Here is a 22,359-nt window from a genome sequence, read left to right as displayed (position 1 = left end):
CGCCCGGGCCCCGGGTGAGCGGCCGTGCTTCCGTGCCCGGTCAGCCCTCGTCCGGCTCCAGCGCTGCGAGCGCCCTCAGATCCTCCGGAGTGACGCCCTCCGGAATCGGCACCGGCGCGGGCGTGCGCAGCGGCGGCCGCCAGCCCTGCTCGGCGTCCCAGCGGCGTACTACCTTGGCCGGCGCCCCGGCCACCACCGCGTGGTCGGGCACCTCACCGCGTACGACGGAGCCGGCCGCGACGACCACATTGCGGCCGATGCGCGCGCCGGGCAGGACCACCGCTCCCGTGCCCAGCCAGCAACCGGGGCCGATCTCGACCGGCTCGGCCCGGGGCCACTGCCTGCCCACCGGCTGGTGCGGATCGTCGTAACTGTGATTGGTCGAGGTGATGTAGACGTACGGGCCGCAGAACGTGTCCGAGCCGATGGTCACCGTCGTGTCGGCGATCACGTGGCTGCCCCGCCCGAGGACGACGCCGTCGCCCAGGGTCAGGATCGGATCGGGCCCGAGATCCAGATCGGGCATCATGCCCGCGGTCAGGGTCACCTGTTCGCCGATGATGCAGTGGTCACCGAGCTCGATCCAGGCCTCGCCGAACACAGTGCCCTGCGGAAAGGCGAGCCGGGTGCCGGTGCCGATCCTGCGGAAGCGCAGCGCTCCCGGCGCCTCCGCGGTGACCGCGCCCGCCTCCTGCACCCAGCGCCAACCGCGGTGCACGGCCCGGGCGACGACGCGGCGCCGCCACGCGGACAGTGAGGAGAACGTGTTTCTGTTGTTCGGCACCCGGACACGGTAGTGGGCGGGGGCATCGCAGGTCAGAGAGGTGAGCTGTGATGTTCGCCCTACGGCGGGGCTTCGCACGCGGTCGCGACGGGGAAGGGGAAGAGGGTGCCCGAAGCCACCGAACCACTGCGCGACCTCGTACGGCGTCACCGGGAACCGGCCGTCGTCCAGACCGTGCGCTCCACCGCCGCCGCGGTCATCTCCTACGTCGTCGCTCTCCAGCTCAGCAGCGAGCCCGCGCCGCTCACCGCACCCCTGACGGCCCTCCTCGTCGTTCAGGTCACGCTCTACTCGACCCTCACCAACGGCATTCGCCGGGTGAACTCGGTCGTCGCGGGTGTGCTCATCGCGATCGGCTTCAGCGCACTGGTGGGCCTCAGCTGGTGGAGCCTCGGCCTGGTGATCCTGGCGTCGCTGGTGATCGGCCGCTTCGTCAGGGTCGGCGAGTACGTGCCCGAGGTGGCGATCAGCGCGATGCTCGTGCTGGGCGTGACCCAGGTGACCGCGACGGCGTGGGACCGGGTCGTGGAGACACTGATCGGCGCGGTCGTCGGGCTTCTGTTCAACTTCCTGTTCGTACCGCCCGTGTGGGTGAGTGACGCGAGCGAGGCGATCACCGGCCTCGCCGGGCGGATGCAGAAGCTGCTCGCGCACATCTCCCGACAGCTCGGCGAGCACACGCCCGTCGAGCAGGCCGCGGCCCGGCTCCACGAGGCACGCCGCCTCGACCACGACATCGTGCAGGTGGACGCGGCCCTGCGGCAGGCGGAGGACAGCCTGCGGCTCAATCCGAGGGTCAAGGAGCCGGTGCTCTCCCGGCTCGTGCTGCGCACGGGCCTCGACGCGTTGGAGATCTGTGCGGTGATCCTTCGGGTGTCCGCCCGAACGCTCACCGATCTCGCCAAGACCCGAAGTGCCGGAACGTTCTTTCCGCCGCCCGTGACCTCCGAGCTCCAGGAGCTGTTCGGTCATCTGGCCAACGCGATCGGGAGCTTCGCCGAACTGATCACCACGCAGGTGTCGGCGAACGCCGAGGAGGCCGAGTCCCGGCTGGCCACGGAGCTGGCCGCGGGCCGCGAGTGCCGGGACCGGGTCGCCCGGCTCCTGCTGGACGGTGTCCGCGAGGACGCAGAGCACTGGCAGCTGCACGGAGCACTGCTCGCGGAGGCGGACCGTATCCTGGACGAGCTGGACGTGGAGAAGCGCTCCGAGCGACTGATCGAGGAGCTCGACCGGCACTCCAGTGCACTTCCTGCGGGCCGCGAGTGGTTCGACAACGTCACACGCAGGGTGCGCGGAAGCTTTCGGCGCGGCGGCGGCGAGCCCGGCTGAGCAGCCAGGCCCGGGACGTACGTCCGGACGCGCCGAGGCGGCCGTACCCGTGGTGTGCGGGCGCGGCCGCCTCGGGTCATGCAGGCGGGACCGGGAGGCTTACCGGCCGGACTTCTTCACCCGCTCGGCCTCGTTCTCCAGGGACTCCTGGGTCTTGCCCATCGCCTGCTCGCCGCGGCCCTCAGCCTGCATGCGCTTGTCGCCCATGGCCTTGCCTGCGGTTTCCTTCATCTGACCCTTGGCCTGCTTCGCCTTGGCCTTTGCCTTGCCCATGAGGGTGGTCCCTTCACTGTGGGAGGTGGACTGGCGTATCCACCTTGCGCCCATCACCCAGTGTCCGCAATCGGTGACACTGAGCGCATGGTCGGACGGGGTCCTGTCAGTCGGGCGGCTCAGGCAGCGGCCGGGTGCCGGGTTCCGGGTCCGGAGGCGGCGCGTGGTCCGGCTCCGGGGCCGGTTCGGGCGGCTGCGGGTCCCGCGGCACGGGATCGGGACCGCTCGGCACGGGCGCCGGGCCGTCGGGGGGCGGTTCCTTCGGGGTGGTCATGGCAGAGCCTTTCAGGTTCGCACCTTCATCCCCCGCCCGCTGCGACTACCCCGTGCCCCGCGGCCCCAATCAGCGGACCGGCGGCAGCAGCAGGCCGCTCAGCCGTCGAGCGCCGCCCGGTGCCCCTTCACCAGCTCCAGGTACATGGCCGCGTTGAGCTTGATGCCCTCCCGCTCCTCCTCGGTCAGCTCGCGCCTGACCTTGGCGGGCACGCCCGCGACGAGGGAGCCCGGCGGGATCCGCATGCCCTGCGGGACGAGTGCCTGCGCGGCAACGAGCGAACCGGCGCCGATGTGCGCGCCGTTGAGGACGGTGGCCCCCATGCCCACGAGGACGTCGTCCTCGACCGTGCAGCCGTGCAGTACGGCGTTGTGCCCGACCGACACGCGCTCGCCGACGGTCACCGGGAAGCCCGGGTCGACGTGCACGGTGCAGTTGTCCTGGATGTTGCTGTCGGCGCCGAGGACGATCGGACCGCAGTCGGCGCGCAGCACGGTGTGATACCAGACGCTCGCACCGGCCGCCATCGTGACGTCGCCGATCACGACGGACGTGGGCGCCGTGAACGCGTCGGGAGCGATCTGCGGCTCCTTCCCGCCCACTCCAGAGATCAGTGCCCGCTCGCGCTCTGCCATCGCCGTCTCCTCACCACGTCATCGCGTCATCGCGTCACGTCATCGCGTCGTCACGACGTCATTCTGCGTCGCGCCCGCGTGCACCGTAGGCGACGTCTCCTCGGCAGCCTCGGCGGGGGCGCGGTCCACTGCGCTCTCCATGCGTGCGGCCGCCTTCTTCGCGCGGCTCTTGAGGACGAGCATCGAGGTGACGCCGATCAGTACGGCGAGGACGAGGCCCAGCCAGGAGAAGCGCTTGAGCCAGGCCTCGGCGACGACGCCGACGGAGTAGATGACGGCGGTCGTGCCGCCGGCCCAGAGGATTCCGCCGAAGACATTGGCGATGAGGAACTTCCAGTACGGCATGCGCAGCACACCGGCGAGCGGTCCGGCGAAGATCCGCAGCAGCGCGACGAAGCGGCCGAAGAAGACGGCCCACATGCCCCACTTCTCGAAGGACCGCTCGGCCACGGCGATGTTGGCCTCGCTGAAGTGCTTGGGGAACTTCCCGCCGAGCCGCGTCAGCAGGGGGCGGCCGCCCTTGCGCCCGATGGCGTAGCCGATCGAGTCGCCGATGATCGCGCCGGCCGTGGCGCACGCGCCGAGCACCCAGGGGTCGATGTCGCCGTGCTGGGAGGCGAGAAGCGCGGAACTGACGAGGACGATCTCGCCCGGTAGCGGGATGCCGAGGCTCTCGAGGCCGATGACCACGCCCACCAGGACGTAGATGCTGACCGCGGGGACGGTCTCGAGCCACTCCTGGACGTGCAACGCCGCTTCCTCCCGTTGTCCTCGGCGCCGGCCCGTGGTCATGGTCGTGGTCGAGCCCAGCTGCCCGGCGTGCGCCACGAGTGGCGTACGCCGGGCAGCCTACCTGGTCGCACCACCCGGTCCGCCGCGCATCCGGCCCGAGGGAGATCGCAGGCCAGGACGCAGGGCGGGCACGGGACGGGGCGGGGGCGCGCAGCGGGCGACGGGAGCACGTCCCGGCCGTGGCAGCGCACCGCTCGGGCGACCGGGACGGTCACGCCGCCGGCACGCTCGGGCCCTTCCAGCCCGGGCAGTCGGGACGCTCGGGCCTTTCGGCGGCCCGGGCAGTCGGGACGCTCGGACCGACGGAGGGCTCAGGCGTTGGGCCGAAGCGTCCAGACGACGGTCATCTCGCCCGTGACGGCGCCGTCTGCGCGCGTGATCGCAATGTCGACGGGGAACTCGGGGCGGCGGCCCTCGTCCAGTTCCGCGACGACCTCGGCGGCGGGCCGGCCGAGGGTGGCGGTGGCCGTGACGACCCCCATGGCGAGCTTCTTGTAGCCGATCTCGGCCTTGACGGCGAGCGGCACCGCGCGGTTCAGCTGGTCGCCGAAGGCGGCGAGCACGATCGCTCCGCTCGCCGACTCGGCGAGCGTGAACATCGCTCCGGCGTGCGGACCGCCGACGTGGTTGTGGTAGTCGGGCTGGTCCGGCATACGGACCACGGCACGCTCCGCGGTGGTCTCCACGAACTCCAGGTTGAGGGTCCTGGCCATGGGCACCGTGGCGGCGAGCATCTCGCCCACGGTCATCTGATCTGCGCTCATGCGAACCGATGTTACCCATGAGTAGGCGCGCTTGACCATCCCCCTGGGGGTGACGTGGCAGTGGGACGCCCGTCACCTCTATGGTTATCGGCCATGTGGCCAGGACAGCAGCCGCCCGGGGGCGAGCAGAACCCGCAGGACCAGAACCCGTACGCGCAACCGGGTTACCAGCAGCCGAATCCGTACGCGCAGCCGGGATACCCGCAGCAGCCCGGGTACCAGCAGCCTGGTTACCCCCAGCAGCCCGGGTACCAGCAGCCGCCGAGCCCTTACCAGCAGCCGACCGTGCCGCAGTACTCCGTGCCCGGTCCGCCGCAGCCCGGTGGGCCCGGCCCGTCCGAGAAGAAGAAGACGGCGATCGTCGCGGTCGTCGCCGCCACGGCCGTCGTCGCCGCCGCTGCCATCACCGGCGTCGTGGTGCTGAACGACGACGACGCGAAGGGTCCGCAGGCGGACGGCAGCAAGCCCGCCGCGTCGGTGACGCCGTCGGAGCGGAACTCCTCCCCCACGGCCAACCCGCGGGACGGCTCCGGCGCGGCCGAGCCAACGATCGCGGGCTGGAAGGTCGTCACCAACCCCAAGCACGGAACGCGCTTCGACGTCCCGGCGACCTGGGAGGTGTCGGGCAGCGGCGTCGGCAGCGGGTTCGAGGACTCCGAGAAGGGCGACGGCTCGCCCCTCGTCATGATGTCGGCGCCGGCGTTCTACAAGAGCAAGTGGTGCTCCGTGGACTCCGACAAGGACGGGAAGACGGAGGACTCCGGTCTGGGCGGCACCGGAACCAAGGGCGGCCAGGGCGCGAAGGACACCGCGGACGCGGCCTATCAGGAGGCGGGCACCTGGGTGTTCGCCGCCTATGCCCAGAAGCAGAAGAGCCTCGTCAAGATCACCAAGGCGCGGCCGTACACGACGAAGTCCGGCCTGAGCGGGCATGTCGCGACGGCCACCGCGCTCGGGGTGAAGAAGGACGACAAGTGCGACACCGACGGCAAGTCGATCGCCTTCTCCTTCAAGAACGCCAAGGGTGACTTCGCCACCTGGGTCCTCTACGCCAACGTGGGCGTCCCGGAGGAGATCCCGGACGCGACGATCCAGCAGATCCTCGGCACCGTACGACTGGCCGACGAACCCGCGGCGTAATCCGGTTTGGCAAGGAGGGCCGGCGGCGGCGATAGTCCACGGGTGAACAATCCCGCCGCATCCCTCCCCAACCGCCGAAAGCGCCGCCCCGAGTGGGCCGGGCGCAACTACTCGCTGCTGACCGCAGCCGCGATCGTCACCAACCTGGGCACCCACGGTGCCCTGATCGCGGCGGCGTTCGCAGTGCTGGAGTCCGGCGGCGACGGCGGCGACGTCGGGCTCGTGGCGGCGGCCAGGACCCTGCCGCTCGTGCTCTTCCTGCTGATCGGCGGGGCGATCGCCGACCGGGTGCCACGGCACCGGGTGATGGTGGCCGCCAACGCCCTCAACTGCGTCTCGCAGGCCGCCTTCGCCGCTCTGGTGCTGGCCGGCGAGCCGCAGCTGTGGCAGATGATGCTCCTCACCGCGCTCTGCGGCACGGGGCAGGCCTTCTTCAACCCGGCCGCCGAGGGCATGCTGATGTCCAGCGTCGACGGCGAGCAGGCGAGCCGGGCCTTCGCGCTCTTCCGGATGGCGATGCACGGTGCCGGCATCGGCGGTGCGGCGCTCGGGGGCGCGATGATCGCCGCGGTCGGCCCGGGCTGGGTGCTCGCGATCGACGCCGCGGCCTTCGCAGTGGCGGGCGCCCTCCGCGCATTCCTCGACGTGAGCCACATCCCGGACCGTGCCCCCGGCGGCGGACTGCTCGCCGATCTGCGCGACGGCTGGAAGGAATTCATCGGCAGGCCCTGGCTGTGGTCGATCGTGGCCCAGTTCTCGGTGGTGGTCGCCGTCGTCGGCGCGGCCGATTCGGTCTACGGGCCGCTGGTCGCCGCGGAGTCACTGGGCGGCGCGCGGCCGTGGGGCCTGGCTCTGGCGGCGTTCGGACTGGGCACGCTGGGCGGCGCGCTGCTGATGATGCGGTGGAAGCCGCGGCGGATGCTGCTCGTGGGCACCCTGTGCGTCTTTCCGCTGGCGCTGCCCTCGGCCGCGCTCGCCGTTCCGCTGTCGTTCGGTCCGCTGGCCGTGGTGATGTTCGTCAGTGGCGTCGCGATCGAGGTGTTCGGCGTCGCGTGGATGACCACGCTGCACCAGGAGATCCCGGAGGAGAAGCTGTCGCGGGTCTCCGCGTACGACTGGTTCGGCTCGACGGCGATGCTGCCCCTGTCCACGGCGCTGGCGGGGCCCGCGGAGGGCCTGTTCGGCCGGGAGCAGGCACTGTGGGGGTGCGCGGCGCTGATCGTGGTGGTGACGGCGCTGGTGCTGCTGGTCCCCGACGTCCGGAATCTGACGAGGCGTACGCGGCACGTGACCGGGCGGGAGGCGACGACGCTCTCAGCCGATGCCGAAAGCCCCGTCGGGCGGCTCGGGTGACGCGACGGCGTCCTCGTCCCGCACCGCACGCGCATCCCCGATGAGGCGCCGAAGGGCCTCGCCGTGCTCGACGCGGGCCGGGAAGGCGTCGGACGCGGTGCGACGGGCGAGTGCCGCCGTGTCGATCGCGCGGTGCGACGCGAGCAGTACGGCGTTGCCGAACCTGCGGCCGCGCAGCATCGCGGGCTCGGCGATGAGCGCCAGTTCCTCGAACTCCGCGGCGAAGGTGGCCAGCTGGGAGCGGAGGAAGCCGAAAGGAGCACCGTCGGCGAGGTTGGCGGCGTAGACCCCTCCGGGGCGCAGCACGCGCTCCGCGGTCCGTGCGTACTCGCCCGATGTGAGGTGCGCGGGCACCCGCGATCCGCCGAACACATCGGCGATCAGGACGTCGGCCGAATCCGCCGGGGCCCGCTCGAGCCACTCGCGGGCGTCGGCGCCGTGCACGGCGATCCCCGCGCCGGGCGGCAGCGGCAGGTGCTCGGCGACGAGCGCGAGCAGGCCCCGGTCCGCCTCCACGACGTCCTGCCGCGAGCCTGGCCTGGTCACCGCGATGCAGCGGGGAAGCGTCAGGGCCCCGCCGCCGAGGTGCAGGACGTCCAGGGGCACACCCGCGTCGGCGACGCAGTCGACGACATGGGCCAGCCTGCGCGCGTACTCGAACTCGAGGTGCGTGGGCTCGTCAAGATCGACGTACGACTGCGGCGCGCCGTCCACGGTCAGCAGCCAGGCCCGCTCCCGGTCCACGTCCGGCATGAGCTTGGCGGTGCCGTGGTCGACGGCGCGGACGACGGGTATGGACTCGTTCACCCGCCCATTGTCCGCCCGACGGACGCCGCCTCGTCGCAGGGGATACGGCTCGCCCATCCGGCCCGCGCGGCGCTCGAGGACGGACGCCCGCGCCCACCGCCCGGTACCGGACACACATCGAGCCCGTCCCGCGATCGAGGACGGTCGCACCGGCTCGGTGCACTCGGGCGGCCGGCTGCCCGAACCCGTCACCCGGGCCAGAGACGGCGGACCTCGTCCGCGTGGGCCGTCGCCTGGGCCAGGCCGGCGCGGGCGGAGGGTGCCCGGCGCGCAGGGTCCAGGACATTGCGCCCGAACGCCTTGCGGGCGGCCCGGTCCGGAGTGATCAGGACCACGCGCGCCCCCGCGGCGGCGAGCAGGGCGGCCTGTGTCCGGGCGGAGATGACCGGCCCGCCGCCGACGGCGATGGGGGCGACGATGACCACCGTGTCGTAGCCGAGGGCCAGGTCTGCGTTGGTCGAGGAACGGACTCCGCCGTCAATGAAGCGCCGCCCGTCGATCGTGACGGGCGGCCAGACGCCGGGAACGGCGCAGCTCGCGCCTACCGCGTCGATGAGACCCACCCCGCTCTCCCGGTCGAACGCCCGGAACTCGCCGGTCACCGCGTCCACGGCCGTGACGACCAGCCTGCGTGCCCGCGGCCACTCGTGCGCGAGCAGGCGCTCGGTGAAGACGGCGCGCCGCACCTCCTCCGGTTCGGTGCGGGTCGACAGCGCGAGACGGCCCATGTGGGCCCCGTACGCCTCGGTGTCGCGTGACCGCAGGACACCCCAGAGATAGCGGGCGAGCACGGCCGGGCCCATGCCCGCGGGCACCTCCCCCCCGGGGTCGCTCAGCTGACGCTCGTACAGCTCCGGCAGGGTGAGCCGGCCCGAGGTGAGCTGCGCGCCGACGACCGAACCCGCCGACGTGCCGACGATCAGATCGGCGCCGGTCGGGTCGGCGCCGGCACTGGCGAGGCCGTGCAGGACGCCGATCTCCCAGCCGATGCCGGCGAGCCCGCCGCCACCGAGCACCAGCGCCCGGTTTCCGTTCTTCTTCGCGTCGTCGTCCTTCTCCGCCATGGCAGCAGTGTGGCGCCTGCGGGGTGGGTCCGCCCCCCGCATGTGGCGGGAGGCGGACCCTGCGGAGCCGAGTGGCTCAGACCAGCCCGGTCACCGTGCCGGCGCCGACCGTGCGCCCGCCTTCGCGGATCGCGAAGCCGAGTCCGGGCTCCAGCGGGATGTCGCGGCCGAGCTCGACGGTCATCGTGACCGTGTCGCCGGGGCGCGCGACCGCCGTCTCGCCGAGGTCGACGTCCCCGACGACGTCCGCGGTCCGGATGTAGAACTGCGGCCGGTAGCCGGTGCCGATCGGGGTCGTCCGGCCGCCCTCGCGACCGGACAGGACGTACACCTGCGCGATGAAGCGGCGGCTCGGTGTGACGCTGCCCGGCGCCGCGACCACATGCCCGCGGCGCACCGCGTCGCGCGGCACTCCGCGCAGCAGCAGCGCCACGTTGTCGCCCGCCTCGGCGGACTCCATCGGCTTGCCGAAGGTCTCCAGGCCGGTGACGACGGTGGCGACCTCCGCACCGAGCACCTCCACCTGGTCGCCGACGCGCACCGTGCCGCGCTCGACGGCGCCGGTGACGACGGTGCCGCGCCCGGTGATGGTGAGCACGTTCTCCACCGGCAGCAGGAACGGCGCGTCCGTGTACCGCACGGGCATCGGCACGTACGTGTCCACCGCGTCCAGCAGCGCCTCGATCGCCCCCGTCCAGCGTGGGTCGCCCTCCAGGGCCCCCAGCCCGGAGACCCGGACGACGGGCACCGCGTCGCCGCCGTACCCGTGCGCGGTGAGCAGCTCGCGGACCTCCAGCTCGACGAGGTCGGTCAGCTCGGGGTCGCCGGCGTCGGCCTTGTTGAGTGCGACGACGATGTGGTCGACGCCGACCTGACGGGCCAGCAGGACGTGCTCGGCGGTCTGCGGCATGATCCCGTCGAGCGCGGAGACGACGAGGATCGCCCCGTCGAGCTGCGCGGCGCCGGTGACCATGTTCTTGACGTAGTCGGCGTGACCGGGCATGTCGACGTGTGCGTAGTGCCGGGTGTCGGTCTCGTACTCGACGTGCGAGATGTTGATGGTGATGCCGCGGGCGGCCTCCTCCGGGGCCCGGTCGATCCGGTCGAACGGCACGAACGTGCCGGTGCCGCGCTCGCTGAGGACCTTGGTGATGGCTGCGGTGAGGGTGGTCTTGCCGTGGTCGACGTGGCCCATGGTGCCGATGTTGAGGTGCGGCTTGGTCCGCACGTATGCCGTCTTGGGCATGGCTGACGCAGTTCCTTCCCGGAACTCGAAGAGTGGACTCCACGTGGAGGGGGACCCCTGGGCCGTACCGACCCTCCCCCTACGGGGTCCGCCGGACAGTCCGGGAAGGGTCAGCTTCGGGCGCCGTCGAGGGGCGCTGCGGCAGCGGCTGCGGCTGCGGCCACGCCCGCGGAGAAAGCGGCAGCCTTCGGCGCGTCCGCGACTGCGGACGGCGCTGTGGTGAAGGCGAGCCGGAACATGCGTCGATGATCGCCGCCACGGACGGCCCGCGTCGAATGGTTTTCCCGGTGCCGCCGGCTGGATCGCCGGGTGCCGCCGGCCGGTATCCCGGTGCCGCCGGCTGGATCGCCGGGTGCCGCCGGCCGGTATCCCGGTGCCGCCGGCTGGATCGCCGGGTGCCGTGGGCGCTACCCGACTACAGGTTCTTCAGCGCTTCCCGCACGGCGAGCGGCGCGAGCCGGTCGCGGGCGCCGGCGACGAAGTCGCGCACCGCGTCCGGGTCGGTCTTGGCGTACTCGCGCAGGCTCCAGCCGATCGCCTTGCGAATGAAGAAGTCGCTGTGGCCGGACTGACGGAGGCAGTACCGGAAGAGCCGTTCCGCGTCGGTGGCGCCCTTGTAGCGGAGCTGGTGGAGCAGGGCGGTGCGGGCGATCCAGAGGTCGTCGTCCTCGATCCACTCGTCCATGACGGGCACCAGCCGCGGATCGGCGGCGACGAGCCCGCCGACGACGTGCGAGGCGAGTGCGTCGACGGTGTCCCACCACGAGACGGTGGTGACGAGGTGGCGGACGACCGGCAGGAACCCGGAGGAGCAGCGTCCGACGTGGCGGCGCAGATAGTCGACGGCGAAGTAGTGGTACTCGCGCTCGGGCAGCGCCCAGCAGCGCAGCGCGACGGCCGTGCAGTCGGCCTCGGTCGGTCGCGGGGTGCCGTCGAGGACGGTCCGGGACAGGGCGCGCCGCTCGGGTGTGCGGATGCCGAGGAACGGCGCGACGTCCTTCATGTACGCGGCGGCCTCCACGGCCCTGGCCGGGTCGGCCGCGGCGGCGTACGTGGTGGTGAGCCGCTCCAGCACGGTGTCGGCGAGAGCGCTGCGCGGGGTGGCCGGGGGCGTCATGCGGCACAGGTTACGGCGATCAGCGCGGTGTGTCGGTTACTCTCCCCGGATGCTCGACCCCGTCCCCGGGCCGCGCGACGGCCTCGCTCTCCGCTGCAGCCGGGCCCTCGTCTCCCCTTGGGCCCGGCTGGCGCTGCTCGTGCTGCTGCTGGCGTGCGCGGCCTCCGTGATGGTGCTGTACGAGCCGCAGCGGCTGCTCGCCGCGGGGCGGCCGTTCCAGATGAGCGGCGGCGCGGCGGTGGTCCTCTTCGGGGCGGCGTACGGACTGTGCACGGCGGCGTTCGTGCCGCGGCCCCTGCTGAACCTGGCCGCGGGCGCGCTCTTCGGCGCCCAGGCGGGCCTTGCCGCCGCGCTCGCCGGAACGGTCATCGGCGCGGGCATCGCGTTCACCCTGGGCCGCGTGCTGGGGCAGGACGCGCTCCGGCCCCTGCTGCGCGGCCGCTGGCTGACCGCGGCGGACGGCCAGCTCAGCCGGCACGGTTTCCGCTCCATGCTGGCCCTGCGGCTCTTCCCCGGCATTCCCTTCGCGGCTGCCAACTACTGCGCCGCGGTGTCCCGCATGGGCTACGTGCCCTTCCTCCTGGCGACGGCACTCGGCTCGATCCCCAACACGGCGGCCTACGTCGTGGCGGGCAGCCGCGCGGCCTCGCCGACCTCGCCGGCCTTCCTCGCGGCGACGGGCTTCATCGCGGTCTCGGCCGCGGCCGGCGCGCTCCTGGCCTGGCGCAAACGCCACCGCCTGCGCGCCTCCTGACCTCGTCGGATCCCGTCGGACCCGTCGAACCGGACGCTGCGGCGGGCTCCCTCCCCGCGCCCGCCCCTCCCGCAGTGTCGCTGTACGGCTCCACCGCGTGGGGCTCCGGCGCGGCCCCGCCCCCACGCCCTCGCGGGCGTGGAGGCGCTGGGCTCCCGTGCAGCCCGTCCGGCGCTCGAGGACGGATCCCGCCTCCCTGTAGGGCCCGGCGCCTGTCACGCCCGTCCGACCCACCGGTACCGGACTCACACCAATCGAGCCCGTCCGGCGCTCGAGGACGGGCACCAGGGCTGACCACCCCGTACGGGGCACACATATCCAGCCCGTCCGGTGCTCGAGGACGGGCACCCGGGCCGGGCACCGGGAACGCCCCCGGGGTTCGGGGGCGCAACCCCGATTCGGGAAGGAGCGGGGCGGGGACAAAACCCGCCGACGGCGCCCCCCGCGCGTGCGGGACCTACAGGACGTACAGCACCTACACCGCCTCCAGGATCGTCGCGTTCGCGAGCCCGCCCGCCTCGCACATCGTCTGGAGCGCGTAGCGCGCGCCACGCGCCCGCATCGCATGGACGAGCGTGGTCATCAGGCGGGTACCACTCGCACCGAGCGGATGCCCGAGCGCCAGCGCCCCGCCGTGGACGTTGAGCCGCGACGGATCCGCGCCCGTCTCCTGCAGCCACGCGAGGACGACGCTCGCGAAGGCCTCGTTGACCTCGAAGAGGTCGATGTCGTCGAGGGCGAGCCCGGCCCGCTTCAGCACCCTCTCCGTGGCCGGGAGCACTCCGGTCAGCATCAGCAGCGGATCGGAGCCGGTCACGGCAAAGCTGTGCAGCCGGGCGAGCGGCCGCAGACCGAGACGCTCGGCGGTCTCGCCCGACACGATGAGGACCGCCGAGGCCCCGTCGTTCACGGGGCTGCTGTTGCCCGCCGTGACCGACCACTCGATCTGCGGGAAGCGCTCGGCGAAGGCCGGGTCCTCGAAGGCGGGCCGCAGCCCGGCCAGGACCTCGGCCGTCGTTCCCGGCCGCACGCTCTCGTCCCCGGTCAGCCCGGCGACCGGCGCGACCTCGGCGTCGAAGAGCCCGTCCGCCCAGGCCGCGGCCGCCCGCTCGTGCGAGGTCACCGCGTACGCGTCCATCGCCTCACGTCCGATGGACCACTTCGCGGCGATGAGTTCGGCGCTGATCCCCTGCGGCACCAGCCCCTCCGGATACCGCTTGGCGACCCCTGGTCCGAAGGGGTCGGCGCCGGGCGGCACGTTGGACCACATCGGTACGCGGCTCATCGACTCGACCCCGCAGGCGATGACGACGTCGTACGCCCCGGCCATGACGCCCTGCGCCGCGAAGTGGACGGCCTGCTGGGACGAGCCGCACTGGCGGTCGACCGTCGTGGCGGGCACGGACTCGGGGAACCCGGCGCCCAGCCACGCGTTCCGAGTGGTGTTCATGGCCTGCTCGCCGACCTGGTCGACGGTGCCGCCGATCACGTCGTCGACGAGGGCCGGATCGATTCCGCTGCGCTCGACGAGGGCCGTGAGGGTGTGGGTGAGCAGCGCGACCGGGTGAATCTGTGCGAGCGCGCCGTTCGGCTTGCCCTTCCCGATCGGCGTACGGACTGCTTCGACGATGACGGCATCACGCATGGAGCGCGCTCCTCGCTCAGGGCACGGCACGACACCGCGGCGTGCGGAGCGTGCGTGAGTTGGAAAACTGGACTCACTGGCTACTCAACGGTAGCCAAGTAGGTAGGGAATTCCAACCCATCCCTCTAAGGTGGTCCCATGAAGGCCCCGCGACCCTGTTCCATCGCCGACACGCTCGCTCTCGTCGGCGAGAAGTACGCCCTGCTCGTTCTGCGCGAGGTCTTCCTCGGCGTCCGCCGCTTCGACCGGATCGCCCGCAACACCGGTGCCCCTCGCGACGTCCTCACAGCCCGGCTGCGCCGCCTCGTCGAGGCCGGGGTACTGACGAAGGTCCCGTACAGCGAGCGCCCGCAGCGCTTCGAGTACGTTCCGACGGACGCCGGCCGCGAACTGCAGTCCGTCCTGCTGACCTTGATGGCCTGGGGCGACCGGCACCTCGCGAAACACCCCCCGATGACCCTGGAGCACTCCTGCGGCGAGCAGCTCACCCCGGTCGTCGTCTGCGCGTCCTGCGGCGACGAGGCGACCCCGGACACCCTCACTGCGCACGTCCGCGCGCCGGGCTGGACGGTGACGGGCCCCACGGACGACTGAGGCCCGCCCACCGGACGGCAGGGCCCGCGCCCCACCGCGGCATCCCCTCGCCCGGAAAGCCGAGTCGGCGCCGCGGACCGCGGAGCACCGCCGCCTCGTCAGGGAGCGCCGCCCCGATCCGCGGAGCGGGCCGGTGTGCAACTGCCCGCCCGGGAAGGGCGGCCGGGGGCGATCTTGCGCGGGGCCCTGTGCGACAGCCCGCCCGCAGGCCGGAAATCCGATGACGCTACGCTGCCACGGGCCGGATGCATGATCGCGGTCCGCACCGTACATTCCGACCTGACCAGCACTTGGACGGCTTAGCTTTCATGTCGTGGTTCGAATCACTCATCCTCGGGCTCGTCCAGGGGCTGACCGAGTTCCTGCCCATCTCGTCCAGCGCGCATCTGCGCCTGACGGCGGCGTTCGCGGGCTGGCACGACCCGGGTGCGGCGTTCACCGCGATCACCCAGATCGGTACGGAGGCGGCCGTCCTGATCTACTTCCGCAAGGACATCGCCCGCATCGTCTCCGCCTGGTTCCGCTCCCTGACGAACAAGGCCATGCGCCGTGATCACGACGCGAAGATGGGCTGGCTCGTGATCGTCGGCTCGATCCCGATCGGAGTGCTCGGCGTCACACTCAAGGACCAGATCGAGGGCCCCTTCCGGGATCTGCGGCTGATCGCCACCACGCTCATCGTGATGGGCATCGTGCTCGGCATCGCCGACCGCCTGGCGGCCCGCGACGAGACGGGCGGCAAGCACCGCGCGATCAAGCACCGGAAGTCCCTGGAGGAGCTGACCGTCAAGGACGGTCTGATCTACGGCATCTGCCAGGCGATGGCCCTGATTCCGGGGGTCTCCCGCTCAGGCGCCACGATCAGTGGCGGTCTGCTGATGGGTTACACCCGCGAGGCCGCGGCCCGCTACTCGTTTCTGCTCGCCGTCCCGGCGGTGCTCGCATCCGGCCTGTTCGAGCTCAAGGACGCCGGCGAGGGCGGGCATGTGTCCTGGGGCCCGACCATTTTCGCGACGGTCATCGCCTTCGGCGTCGGATACGCGGTGATTGCCTGGTTCATGAAGTTCATCACCACCAAGAGCTTCATGCCCTTCGTCATCTACCGGATCCTGCTCGGCATCCTTCTCTTCATCCTCGTAGGCACGGACACGCTCAGCCCCCACGCAGGCGAATCGGCGGGCTGAGCCCGAGGGCCCCCGCGCCCGTCCGGTGGCTGTCGCCCGCGTGAGTCCGGCGCGGCGGGTCGCGGCGAGCGAGGGTGCGACGCATACGCTCACGCCGTGTTCAACGTCACGGCGATCCTGAAACGGCTGGTCATCGGGCGCGCGCTGCGCAGCGAGGAGCTGGGCGAGACGCTGCTGCCGAAGCGGCTCGCGCTGCCGATCTTCGCCTCGGACCCGCTCTCCTCGGTCGCGTACGCCACCCAGGAGATCCTGCTCGTGCTCACGCTCGGCGGCCTGGCCTATCTGCACTTCACGCCCTGGATCGCGGCCGCGGTCGTGGCGCTGATGACGGTCGTCGTCCTCTCGTACCGCCAGGTGGTCCACGCGTATCCGAGCGGCGGCGGCTCCTACGAGGTGGCCTCCACCAATCTGGGCCCGTCCGCGGGTCTCGTGGTCGCCGCCTCGCTGCTCGTCGACTACGTGATGACCGTCGCCGTGTCCGTGGCCTCCGGTGTCGACAACATCATCTCGGCCATTCCGGAACTGGCCGAGTACCGGGTGCTGATGGCGCTCGTCTTCGTCGCCCTCCTCACCGCGATGAATCTGCGCGGGGTGCGGGAGTCGGGCCGCGCGTTCGCCGCCCCGACCTACCTGTTCATCGCCGGCATGCTGATCATGTGCGGGACGGGCCTGCTCCGCTACCTGCTCGGCGACGCTCCCGTCGCCCCGACCGCCGCGTACGGCATCGAACCGGATCCGGCCGACGCGAACCTGATGGGTCTGGCGCTGGTCATGCTGGTCCTGCGCGCGTTCTCCAGCGGCTGCACGGCCCTGACCGGGGTCGAGGCGATCTCCAACGGGGTGCCGGCCTTCCGCAAGCCCAAGCCGAAGAACGCGGCCACCACCATGGCCGCCATGGGCCTCATCGCCATCACGATGTTCGTCGGTGTCACGACGCTCGCGATCGTCGCCAAGGTGCACATCGCCGAGGACAGCTGCAGCCTGACGGGCCTGCCCGACTGCGAGAACTACACCCAGCGCACGGTGATCGCCCAGCTGGCGGCCTCGGTCTTCGGCGGCGAGAGCAGCTTCGGCTTCTACTACGTCCAGGCCGCCACCGCGCTCGTGCTGATCCTCGCGGCGAACACCGCCTTCAACGGCTTCCCGCTGCTCTCCTCGATCCTCGCCCAGCACCGCTACCTGCCGCGGCAGTTGCACAACCGCGGGGACCGACTGGCCTTCTCCAACGGCATCCTGGCACTCGCGATCGTGGCGGGACTGCTCCTGTGGACGTACAAGGCGAATGTCACCAGCCTCATCCACCTGTACATCCTCGGCGTGTTCACCTCCTTCACGCTCTCGCAGACCGGCATGGTCCGGCACTGGAACCGGGAGCTGCGCACGGAGACCGACCCCGCCGTGCGCCGGCGCCACCACCTCACCCGGATCATCAACGCGACCGGCGCGGTCGTCACCTGCCTGGTGCTGGCCATCGTGCTCGCCACCAAGTTCACCCAGGGCGCCTGGCTCGCGGTGCTCGCCGGGATCGTGCTGTGGGTGACGATGCGGGGCATCCGCCGCCACTACGACCACACGGCGGCCGAGCTCGCGGTCACCGACCCGCGCGCCGAACTGCGCCCGCCCTCCCGGGTGCTGGCGATCGTGCTGGTCTCCACCCTGCACAAGCCCACCCTGCGGGCGCTCGCCTACGCCCGTGCCCTCCGTCCGGACCGGCTGGAGGCGCTGACCGTCGCCGTCGACCGGGATGCGTCGGCGGGCCTGCAGCGGCAGTGGGAGGAGTACGGCATCGAGGTGCCGCTCAAGATCCTCGACTCCCCGTACCGGGAGATCACCAGTTCGGTGCTGGTGTACGTCCGCTCCATCAGGCGCGAGAGCCCCCGGGACGTCATCGCCGTCTTCATCCCGGAGTACGTCGTCGGGCACTGGTGGGAGAACCTGCTGCACAACCAGTCCGCGCTGTGGCTGAAGAGCCGGCTCCTCTTCACCCCCGGGGTCATGGTCACGAGCGTGCCCTGGCAGCTGAGCTCCTCCGCCCGTGCCGACCACCCGGCCGCCCGTGCCCCCGGAGCGGTCCGCCGCGGCGAGCCCGTCGGCCGTCACCGGAAGTGATCGCGGATCCTGCATGGCCTCTTGGCGTGAGGCGTCCGCTGACCCACACTTGGCCGATGACGCAGCGCGTGAATCTCGCGACGGTGATGGACCGGCTGGCGATCGACGACGTGATCACCGGCTACGCGGTGGCCGTGGACGACTCCGACTGGACCGGCTACCGGGCCCTGTTCACCCCGGACGGCCGTGCCGACTACCGCGGCTCCGGCGGTATAGAGGGCGCTGCGGCGGAGGTCGCGGACTGGCTGGCGGAGACGATGCAGCTGTTTCCCGTACGGCAGCATCTGATCGTCAACCGGCGGGTGCGGATCCAGGATCTCGGCGGCTATCCGGGCGACGGGGCGGACGTCCAGGCCGACTATGTCAATCCGATGCGGCTGGAGTCGGGGGACGACTTCGTCTCTGGCGGGCGGTACGCGTTCGGTCTCGTGCGTACGGACGGTGGATGGCGGCTCCGTTCGGTGACCGTGCACGAGAAGTGGCGGCACGCCGCCTTCCTGGCCGCCGCCACCGACTGATCCCCGTCCACGGACTGATCCGAGTCCACCGGCGGGTCCGGGGCCGCCGCCCGACCCGGAGCCGCCGGATCCACGGCCACCGACTGTTCCGGTGCCACCCACCGATCCGCGGCCGCCGGCCGGCCCGGCCGAGCACCCGGGCACTGTCGGGGTGCGCGCCGCTCCTTCACACTGGAGGCACACACTGCTCCCGGGGCTCCGGGCCCCCGGGTCTGGGGCGAGGAGGCGCGGTATGCGGGTTCCGGTCGGCCGGCGGGAGCAGCTGACGAGGCTGCTGTCGTCCCCGTGGTGGCGTGGCGCGGCCGTGTTCGTGGCGGGCGCGCTGCCCGCGCTCGCCTTTCCGGCACCGGGGCTGTGGTGGTTCGCGTATGTCGCGCTCGTGCCGTGGCTGCTGCTGACCCGTACGGCCGCGACCGGCCGTCGCGCGATGCTGGACGGCTGGCTCGGCGGCACCGGTTTCATGCTGGCGATGCACCACTGGCTCATGCCGAACCTCCATGTGTTCATCCTGCTGATCGCGGCGCTGCTCGGGCTGCTGTGGGCGCCCTGGGGGTGGCTGGTCCGCTCGATGCTGGGCGCGGCGGGCAGGGCGGGCGGAGCGCCGTCGGCGAGCCGGGCCGCCGCCGCGATCGCCGTCCTGCCGTCGGGCTGGCTGATGGTCGAACTGGTCAGGTCCTGGGAGGGGTTGGGCGGCCCGTGGGGCCTGCTCGGGGCCAGTCAGTGGGAGGTGCCGCCCGCGCTGCGGCTCGCCTCGGTGGGCGGGGTATGGCTGGTGAGCTTGCTGGTGGTGGCGGTGAACACGGCGGTGGCGGTGCTCCTGGCCGTCCCGACGGCGCGCGTCCCCGCGGTGGCGGGCGCCTGCGCGTGCGCGCTGGCCGTCGGGGCGGTGTGGCTGTGGTCGCCGCGGCCCGAGCGGAGCGGTGACGTCGTCCGGGTCGCCGTCGTCCAGCCGGGGGTCGTCAACGGGGTCGGCGGAGCCGACCGGCGCTTCGCCCGAGGCGAACAGCTCACCCGGGAGCTGGCGGGCCGCGACGTGGATCTCGTGGTGTGGGGCGAGAGCAGCGTCGGTGTGGATCTGGCGGCGCGGCCCGATTACGCGGCGCGGCTCGCCGCGGTGTCCCGTGAGGTGGGCGCCGACGTGCTGGTCAATGTGGACGCGCGGCGCTCGGACGAACGGCCCGGGGGTCCCCCCGGCGGAGCGAGCGGGAGAATCTTCAAGACCACGGTGCTCGTGGGCCCGGACGGGCCGACCGGGGACCGCTACGACAAGATGCGGCTGGTCCCCTTCGGTGAGTACGTCCCGGCCCGTGCGCTGCTGGGCTGGGCCACGTCGGTGGGCAAGGCCGCGGGCGAGGACCGCATGCGCGGCAGCCGGCAGTCCGTGATGGTGCTGCAGGACGGCGAGAACCGCGCCGGGCTGCGCGTGGGGCCGCTGGTCTGCTTCGAGTCGGCGTTCCCCGACATGAGCCGCCGGCTGGTCAGGAGCGGTACCCAGCTGCTGGTCGCGCAGTCCGCGACGTCGACCTTCCAGGACAGCTGGGCGCCCGCGCAGCATGCCTCGCTCGCGGCTCTGCGGGCCGCGGAGACCGGCAGGCCGATGGTGCACGCCACGCTCACGGGCATCAGCGCCGTGTACGGGCCGGAGGGTGAACCGCTGGGTGAGCGGCTGGGCACGGATGCCCGTACCGCCGCCGTGTACGAGGTGCCGCTCGCCCGGGGCACGACGCCGTACGTCCGGTTCGGCGACTGGCCGGTGTACGGCGCGCTGGCGGTGCTGGCGGCGCTGTGCGCGAGCGAGGGCCTGCGCGCTCTCAGGAAGCCTGCTCCAGAGACTGCCGTACCACCCGCTCGCACAGCTCATGGGTCAGCAGTGCGTCCTGGGCACTGAGGAACTTGTCCGCGCGGACGGCGTCGAGGAAGGCGGACACACACTGCTCGATGCCGCGCTGGCGTGCCACCGGCACCCAGTCGCCGCGCCGCCGCACGGTGGGCTGGCCCTTGTGGTCGATGACGTCCGCGAGGTTCACGACCTCCCGCTTGGTGTCCTGGCCCGCGACTTCGAGGATCTCCTCGGTGGAGCCGTTCAGCCGGTTCATCATGCCGATCGCGGTGAAACCGTCGCCGGAGAGCTGCAGGACCACGTGGTGCATGAGTCCGTCGCGGATCCGCGCCCGCACGTCGGTGTGCTCGACCGGGCCTGGGAGGAGGAAGCGGAGGGTGTCGACGACATGGATGAAGTCGTCGAGGACGAGGGTGCGCGGGTCCTCGGGGAGGCCGATGCGGTTCTTGCGCATGAGGACGATCTCGCGCGGGTGCTCGAGGCACTGGGCGTAGCCGGGGGCGAAGCGGCGGTTGAAGCCGACGGCGAGGCTCGTGCCGGTCCGCTCGGAGAGCTCCACCAGACGCTGGGAGTCGGCGAGTTCGTAGGCGAGCGGCTTGTCGACGTACGTCGGTACGCCGGCCTCCAGCAGCCGCGCCACGAGCTCGGGATGGACGGGCGTGGGGGCGTGCACGAACGCGGCGTCGAGGTCCTGGGCGAGGAGCGAGTCCAGGGTGGTGTGGCAGCGCGCCCCGGGGATGTGGTGGGCCGCCGCGATCCGGTCGAGGGTGGCCGGGGTGCGGGTGTGCAGATGCAGTTCGACATCCGCGCGGGTGGTGAGCACCGGCAGGTACGCCTTCTGCGCGATGTCTCCCAGCCCGATACAGCCGACCTTCACCGTTGGCCTCCCTCTCGCGTCATCGCGTTGCCGTGTGCGTCCCCGCCGTTCCGGCAGCATACGTGTGCTGCGGCGGCCGCCAGTCGGCGATGCCGTCGAAGCTGCGCAGGACGAGGCCGGGGCCGAAGCGGGAGACGGCCGCGACGAGTGTGTCGCGCACGGCGACGGCGGCGGGGCTGCTCAGCATGGCCGTACGGCCGGTCCTCGTGGCCTGCCGCACGATCCCCATGGTGCGCGGCAGCCGGTCCCGGGTGTACGCGGGCAGGCCGCGGACGGCGTCCGGGCCGCGGCCCGCGTGGTGCGCGAGCACGATCGCGTCCTCGATGGCCTGGTTGCCGCCCTGGCCGAGGGTGGGCTGCATGGCATGGGCCGCGTCGCCGACGAGCGCGACCCGGCCGTGGTGATAGGCGGGCAGCGCCTCGGCCATGTGGTGCACGTCGTGGCGCAGCACTCCGTCGGTCCCGGCGGCCTCGACGATGCCGGGAATCGGCTCGTGCCAGCCGCCGAAGCGGCGGAGCAGCTCGGCCTTCTCGCTGTCCGGGGCGCGCCCGCCGGCGGGTGTCACGGCGGCGGCGTAGGCGTAGATGCGTCCGTCCTTCAGCGGCTGGGTGCCCCAGATGCGGCCGCGTCCCCAGGTCTCGTGCGGGGCGAAGGGCCGGACGGGCGCGGGGACGACGAGGCGCCAGGTGGTGAAGCCGGAGTACCGCGGCCCGGGGTGGGCCGGGAACAGCGCGCGGCGCACGGCGGAGTTGATGCCGTCCGCGGCGACGACGAGGTCGGCCTCCAGGTCGCCACCTGGGGTGGTGACGACGGCCGGGCGCCCTTCGTCGCCCGCGTCCGTGAGGGTGGCGGCCGCTCCGGTCCGTACGGCTCCGCCGGGCAGTGCGGAGGTCAGGATGTCCACGAGGGTCGAGCGGTGCAGCAGGACGAGCGGGCCGCCGAAGCGCTCGGTGGTGACAGCGCTGTCGGTGCGGTTCAGCCAGCGGCCCCGGGGGGTGCGCAGGCCGCCGTCGCCCTGCCAGGCGGAGAGGGACCTGACCTGCTCGCCGAGGCCGATGACGTCGAGGGCTCGCTGGGCGTTGGGCGCGAGGCCGATTCCGGCGCCGACGGGGGTGAGGGCGGCGGCGCGCTCCAGAACGGTGATCTCCCAGCCCTGCTGGTGCAGGGCGACGGCGGCGGTGAGTCCGCCGATGCCGCCTCCGACGACGACGGCGCGGGGAGCGCGGGTCCGGTCCATGACTCCTCCTCGGAACTACA

The 22,359-nt window shown here is 72.4% G+C and carries 22 protein-coding genes; 9 read left to right on the top strand and 13 right to left on the bottom strand.

Annotated elements, in window-relative coordinates:
• Positions 1-40: 40 nt before the first annotated feature.
• Entirely contained in the window at positions 41-784 is a 744-nt protein-coding gene (locus tag ABT078_RS34070; RefSeq protein WP_351234720.1) for an acyltransferase, read from the bottom strand.
• 105 nt (positions 785-889) lie between these two features.
• Between ABT078_RS34070 and ABT078_RS34065 the strand changes: the two genes are divergently transcribed.
• Complete coding sequence (locus ABT078_RS34065; protein ID WP_351234718.1) at positions 890-2,116, top strand: FUSC family protein; 1,227 nt, start codon at positions 890-892, stop codon at positions 2,114-2,116.
• Between the two features lie 99 nt (positions 2,117-2,215).
• Here the strand turns inward: ABT078_RS34065 and ABT078_RS34060 are convergent, their stop codons facing one another.
• From ABT078_RS34060 to ABT078_RS34045, 4 genes are all read right to left on the bottom strand, one after another.
• Positions 2,216-2,389 carry a CsbD family protein gene (locus ABT078_RS34060; RefSeq protein WP_351234716.1) on the bottom strand — a complete coding sequence of 58 codons (174 nt, stop codon included), beginning with the start codon at positions 2,387-2,389 and terminating at the stop codon, positions 2,216-2,218.
• A gap of 372 nt (positions 2,390-2,761) precedes the next feature.
• On the bottom strand, positions 2,762-3,298 hold the full coding sequence (locus tag ABT078_RS34055) for a gamma carbonic anhydrase family protein (protein WP_351234714.1): 537 nt from the start codon (positions 3,296-3,298) through the stop codon (positions 2,762-2,764).
• Positions 3,299-3,337: 39 nt separating this feature from the next.
• Positions 3,338-4,048: a DedA family protein gene (locus tag ABT078_RS34050; protein WP_351234712.1), complete on the bottom strand. Its 711-nt coding sequence runs from the start codon at positions 4,046-4,048 to the stop codon at positions 3,338-3,340.
• Positions 4,049-4,401: 353 nt separating this feature from the next.
• Positions 4,402-4,839, bottom strand: coding sequence for a DUF4442 domain-containing protein (locus ABT078_RS34045; RefSeq protein ID WP_351234733.1), 438 nt, complete (start codon positions 4,837-4,839; stop codon positions 4,402-4,404).
• Between the two features lie 108 nt (positions 4,840-4,947).
• On the opposite strand from ABT078_RS34045, the gene ABT078_RS34040 reads away from it, so the two are divergent.
• The gene (locus ABT078_RS34040; RefSeq protein ID WP_351234710.1) at positions 4,948-5,994 is read left to right on the top strand and encodes a DUF8017 domain-containing protein; all 1,047 of its coding nucleotides are present in this window, start codon (positions 4,948-4,950) and stop codon (positions 5,992-5,994) included.
• Between the two features lie 42 nt (positions 5,995-6,036).
• Positions 6,037-7,347: an MFS transporter gene (locus ABT078_RS34035; RefSeq protein WP_351234708.1), complete on the top strand. Its 1,311-nt coding sequence runs from the start codon at positions 6,037-6,039 to the stop codon at positions 7,345-7,347.
• Here the strand turns inward: ABT078_RS34035 and ABT078_RS34030 are convergent.
• The 5 genes from ABT078_RS34030 to ABT078_RS34010 form a co-directional block, all read right to left on the bottom strand.
• Positions 7,309-8,154, bottom strand: a complete 846-nt coding sequence (locus ABT078_RS34030) for a spermidine synthase (RefSeq protein ID WP_351234706.1) — start codon at positions 8,152-8,154, stop codon at positions 7,309-7,311. The two genes, ABT078_RS34035 and ABT078_RS34030, sit on opposite strands and share 39 nt — an antisense overlap.
• A 188-nt stretch (positions 8,155-8,342) precedes the next feature.
• A complete protein-coding gene (locus ABT078_RS34025; RefSeq protein WP_351234704.1) occupies positions 8,343-9,218 on the bottom strand; it encodes a patatin-like phospholipase family protein in 876 nt (291 codons plus the stop codon).
• Positions 9,219-9,294: 76 nt separating this feature from the next.
• Positions 9,295-10,464 carry an elongation factor Tu gene (gene tuf / locus ABT078_RS34020; RefSeq protein ID WP_351234702.1) on the bottom strand — a complete coding sequence of 390 codons (1,170 nt, stop codon included), beginning with the start codon at positions 10,462-10,464 and terminating at the stop codon, positions 9,295-9,297.
• Between the two features lie 110 nt (positions 10,465-10,574).
• On the bottom strand, positions 10,575-10,703 hold the full coding sequence (locus tag ABT078_RS34015; RefSeq protein WP_351234700.1) for a hypothetical protein: 129 nt from the start codon (positions 10,701-10,703) through the stop codon (positions 10,575-10,577).
• Between the two features lie 176 nt (positions 10,704-10,879).
• Positions 10,880-11,581, bottom strand: coding sequence for a DNA alkylation repair protein (locus tag ABT078_RS34010; protein WP_351234698.1), 702 nt, complete (start codon positions 11,579-11,581; stop codon positions 10,880-10,882).
• A 49-nt stretch (positions 11,582-11,630) separates the two neighbouring features.
• On the opposite strand from ABT078_RS34010, the gene ABT078_RS34005 reads away from it, so the two are divergent.
• Positions 11,631-12,335, top strand: coding sequence for a TVP38/TMEM64 family protein (locus tag ABT078_RS34005; protein WP_351234696.1), 705 nt, complete (start codon positions 11,631-11,633; stop codon positions 12,333-12,335).
• A gap of 475 nt (positions 12,336-12,810) precedes the next feature.
• On the opposite strand, the gene ABT078_RS34000 is transcribed toward ABT078_RS34005, so the two are convergent.
• The gene (locus ABT078_RS34000; RefSeq protein ID WP_351234694.1) at positions 12,811-13,980 is read right to left on the bottom strand and encodes a thiolase family protein; all 1,170 of its coding nucleotides are present in this window, start codon (positions 13,978-13,980) and stop codon (positions 12,811-12,813) included.
• 138 nt (positions 13,981-14,118) lie between these two features.
• Here ABT078_RS34000 and ABT078_RS33995 point away from each other — a divergent pair, with 138 nt between their 5' ends.
• The 5 genes from ABT078_RS33995 (at position 14,119) to lnt (ending at position 20,273) form a co-directional block, all read left to right on the top strand.
• The gene (locus ABT078_RS33995) at positions 14,119-14,574 is read left to right on the top strand and encodes a winged helix-turn-helix transcriptional regulator (RefSeq protein WP_351234692.1); all 456 of its coding nucleotides are present in this window, start codon (positions 14,119-14,121) and stop codon (positions 14,572-14,574) included.
• Positions 14,575-14,882: 308 nt separating this feature from the next.
• Complete coding sequence (locus ABT078_RS33990) at positions 14,883-15,758, top strand: undecaprenyl-diphosphate phosphatase (RefSeq protein ID WP_351234690.1); 876 nt, start codon at positions 14,883-14,885, stop codon at positions 15,756-15,758.
• 96 nt (positions 15,759-15,854) lie between these two features.
• Complete coding sequence (locus ABT078_RS33985; RefSeq protein WP_351234689.1) at positions 15,855-17,867, top strand: APC family permease; 2,013 nt, start codon at positions 15,855-15,857, stop codon at positions 17,865-17,867.
• A gap of 56 nt (positions 17,868-17,923) precedes the next feature.
• Entirely contained in the window at positions 17,924-18,385 is a 462-nt protein-coding gene (locus tag ABT078_RS33980; RefSeq protein WP_351234687.1) for a nuclear transport factor 2 family protein, read from the top strand.
• A gap of 232 nt (positions 18,386-18,617) precedes the next feature.
• Positions 18,618-20,273, top strand: a complete 1,656-nt coding sequence (gene lnt / locus ABT078_RS33975; RefSeq protein WP_351234685.1) for an apolipoprotein N-acyltransferase — start codon at positions 18,618-18,620, stop codon at positions 20,271-20,273.
• On the opposite strand, the gene ABT078_RS33970 is transcribed toward lnt, so the two are convergent.
• Together ABT078_RS33970 and ABT078_RS33965 are read right to left on the bottom strand one after the other, a co-directional pair.
• Complete coding sequence (locus tag ABT078_RS33970; RefSeq protein WP_351234683.1) at positions 20,197-21,102, bottom strand: Gfo/Idh/MocA family protein; 906 nt, start codon at positions 21,100-21,102, stop codon at positions 20,197-20,199. The two genes, lnt and ABT078_RS33970, sit on opposite strands and share 77 nt — an antisense overlap.
• 19 nt (positions 21,103-21,121) lie before the next feature.
• Positions 21,122-22,339: an FAD-dependent monooxygenase gene (locus ABT078_RS33965; protein ID WP_351234681.1), complete on the bottom strand. Its 1,218-nt coding sequence runs from the start codon at positions 22,337-22,339 to the stop codon at positions 21,122-21,124.
• Between the last annotated feature and the right edge of the window lie 20 nt (positions 22,340-22,359).

The organism is Streptomyces sp. NPDC002133 (assembly GCF_040296405.1).
Classification (GTDB): Bacteria; Actinomycetota; Actinomycetes; order Streptomycetales; family Streptomycetaceae; genus Streptomyces.
Note: the sequence above shows the minus strand (reverse complement) of the source record. Positions and strands in the feature narration are given on the sequence as shown.

Coding starts and splice junctions, on each gene's coding strand:
- ABT078_RS34060 (WP_351234716.1), bottom strand. CDS start 2,389: ATGGGCAAGGCAAAGGCCAAGGCGAAGCAGGCCAAGGGTCAGATGAAG.
- ABT078_RS34005 (WP_351234696.1), top strand. CDS start 11,631: ATGCTCGACCCCGTCCCCGGGCCGCGCGACGGCCTCGCTCTCCGCTGC.
- ABT078_RS33995 (WP_351234692.1), top strand. CDS start 14,119: ATGAAGGCCCCGCGACCCTGTTCCATCGCCGACACGCTCGCTCTCGTC.
- ABT078_RS33980 (WP_351234687.1), top strand. CDS start 17,924: ATGACGCAGCGCGTGAATCTCGCGACGGTGATGGACCGGCTGGCGATC.
- ABT078_RS34010 (WP_351234698.1), bottom strand. CDS start 11,581: ATGACGCCCCCGGCCACCCCGCGCAGCGCTCTCGCCGACACCGTGCTG.
- ABT078_RS34045 (WP_351234733.1), bottom strand. CDS start 4,839: ATGACCGTGGGCGAGATGCTCGCCGCCACGGTGCCCATGGCCAGGACC.
- ABT078_RS34025 (WP_351234704.1), bottom strand. CDS start 9,218: ATGGCGGAGAAGGACGACGACGCGAAGAAGAACGGAAACCGGGCGCTG.
- ABT078_RS33990 (WP_351234690.1), top strand. CDS start 14,883: ATGTCGTGGTTCGAATCACTCATCCTCGGGCTCGTCCAGGGGCTGACC.
- ABT078_RS34015 (WP_351234700.1), bottom strand. CDS start 10,703: ATGTTCCGGCTCGCCTTCACCACAGCGCCGTCCGCAGTCGCGGACGCG.
- lnt (WP_351234685.1), top strand. CDS start 18,618: ATGCGGGTTCCGGTCGGCCGGCGGGAGCAGCTGACGAGGCTGCTGTCG.
- tuf (WP_351234702.1), bottom strand. CDS start 10,464: ATGCCCAAGACGGCATACGTGCGGACCAAGCCGCACCTCAACATCGGC.
- ABT078_RS33965 (WP_351234681.1), bottom strand. CDS start 22,339: ATGGACCGGACCCGCGCTCCCCGCGCCGTCGTCGTCGGAGGCGGCATC.
- ABT078_RS34040 (WP_351234710.1), top strand. CDS start 4,948: ATGTGGCCAGGACAGCAGCCGCCCGGGGGCGAGCAGAACCCGCAGGAC.
- ABT078_RS34000 (WP_351234694.1), bottom strand. CDS start 13,980: ATGCGTGATGCCGTCATCGTCGAAGCAGTCCGTACGCCGATCGGGAAG.
- ABT078_RS34055 (WP_351234714.1), bottom strand. CDS start 3,298: ATGGCAGAGCGCGAGCGGGCACTGATCTCTGGAGTGGGCGGGAAGGAG.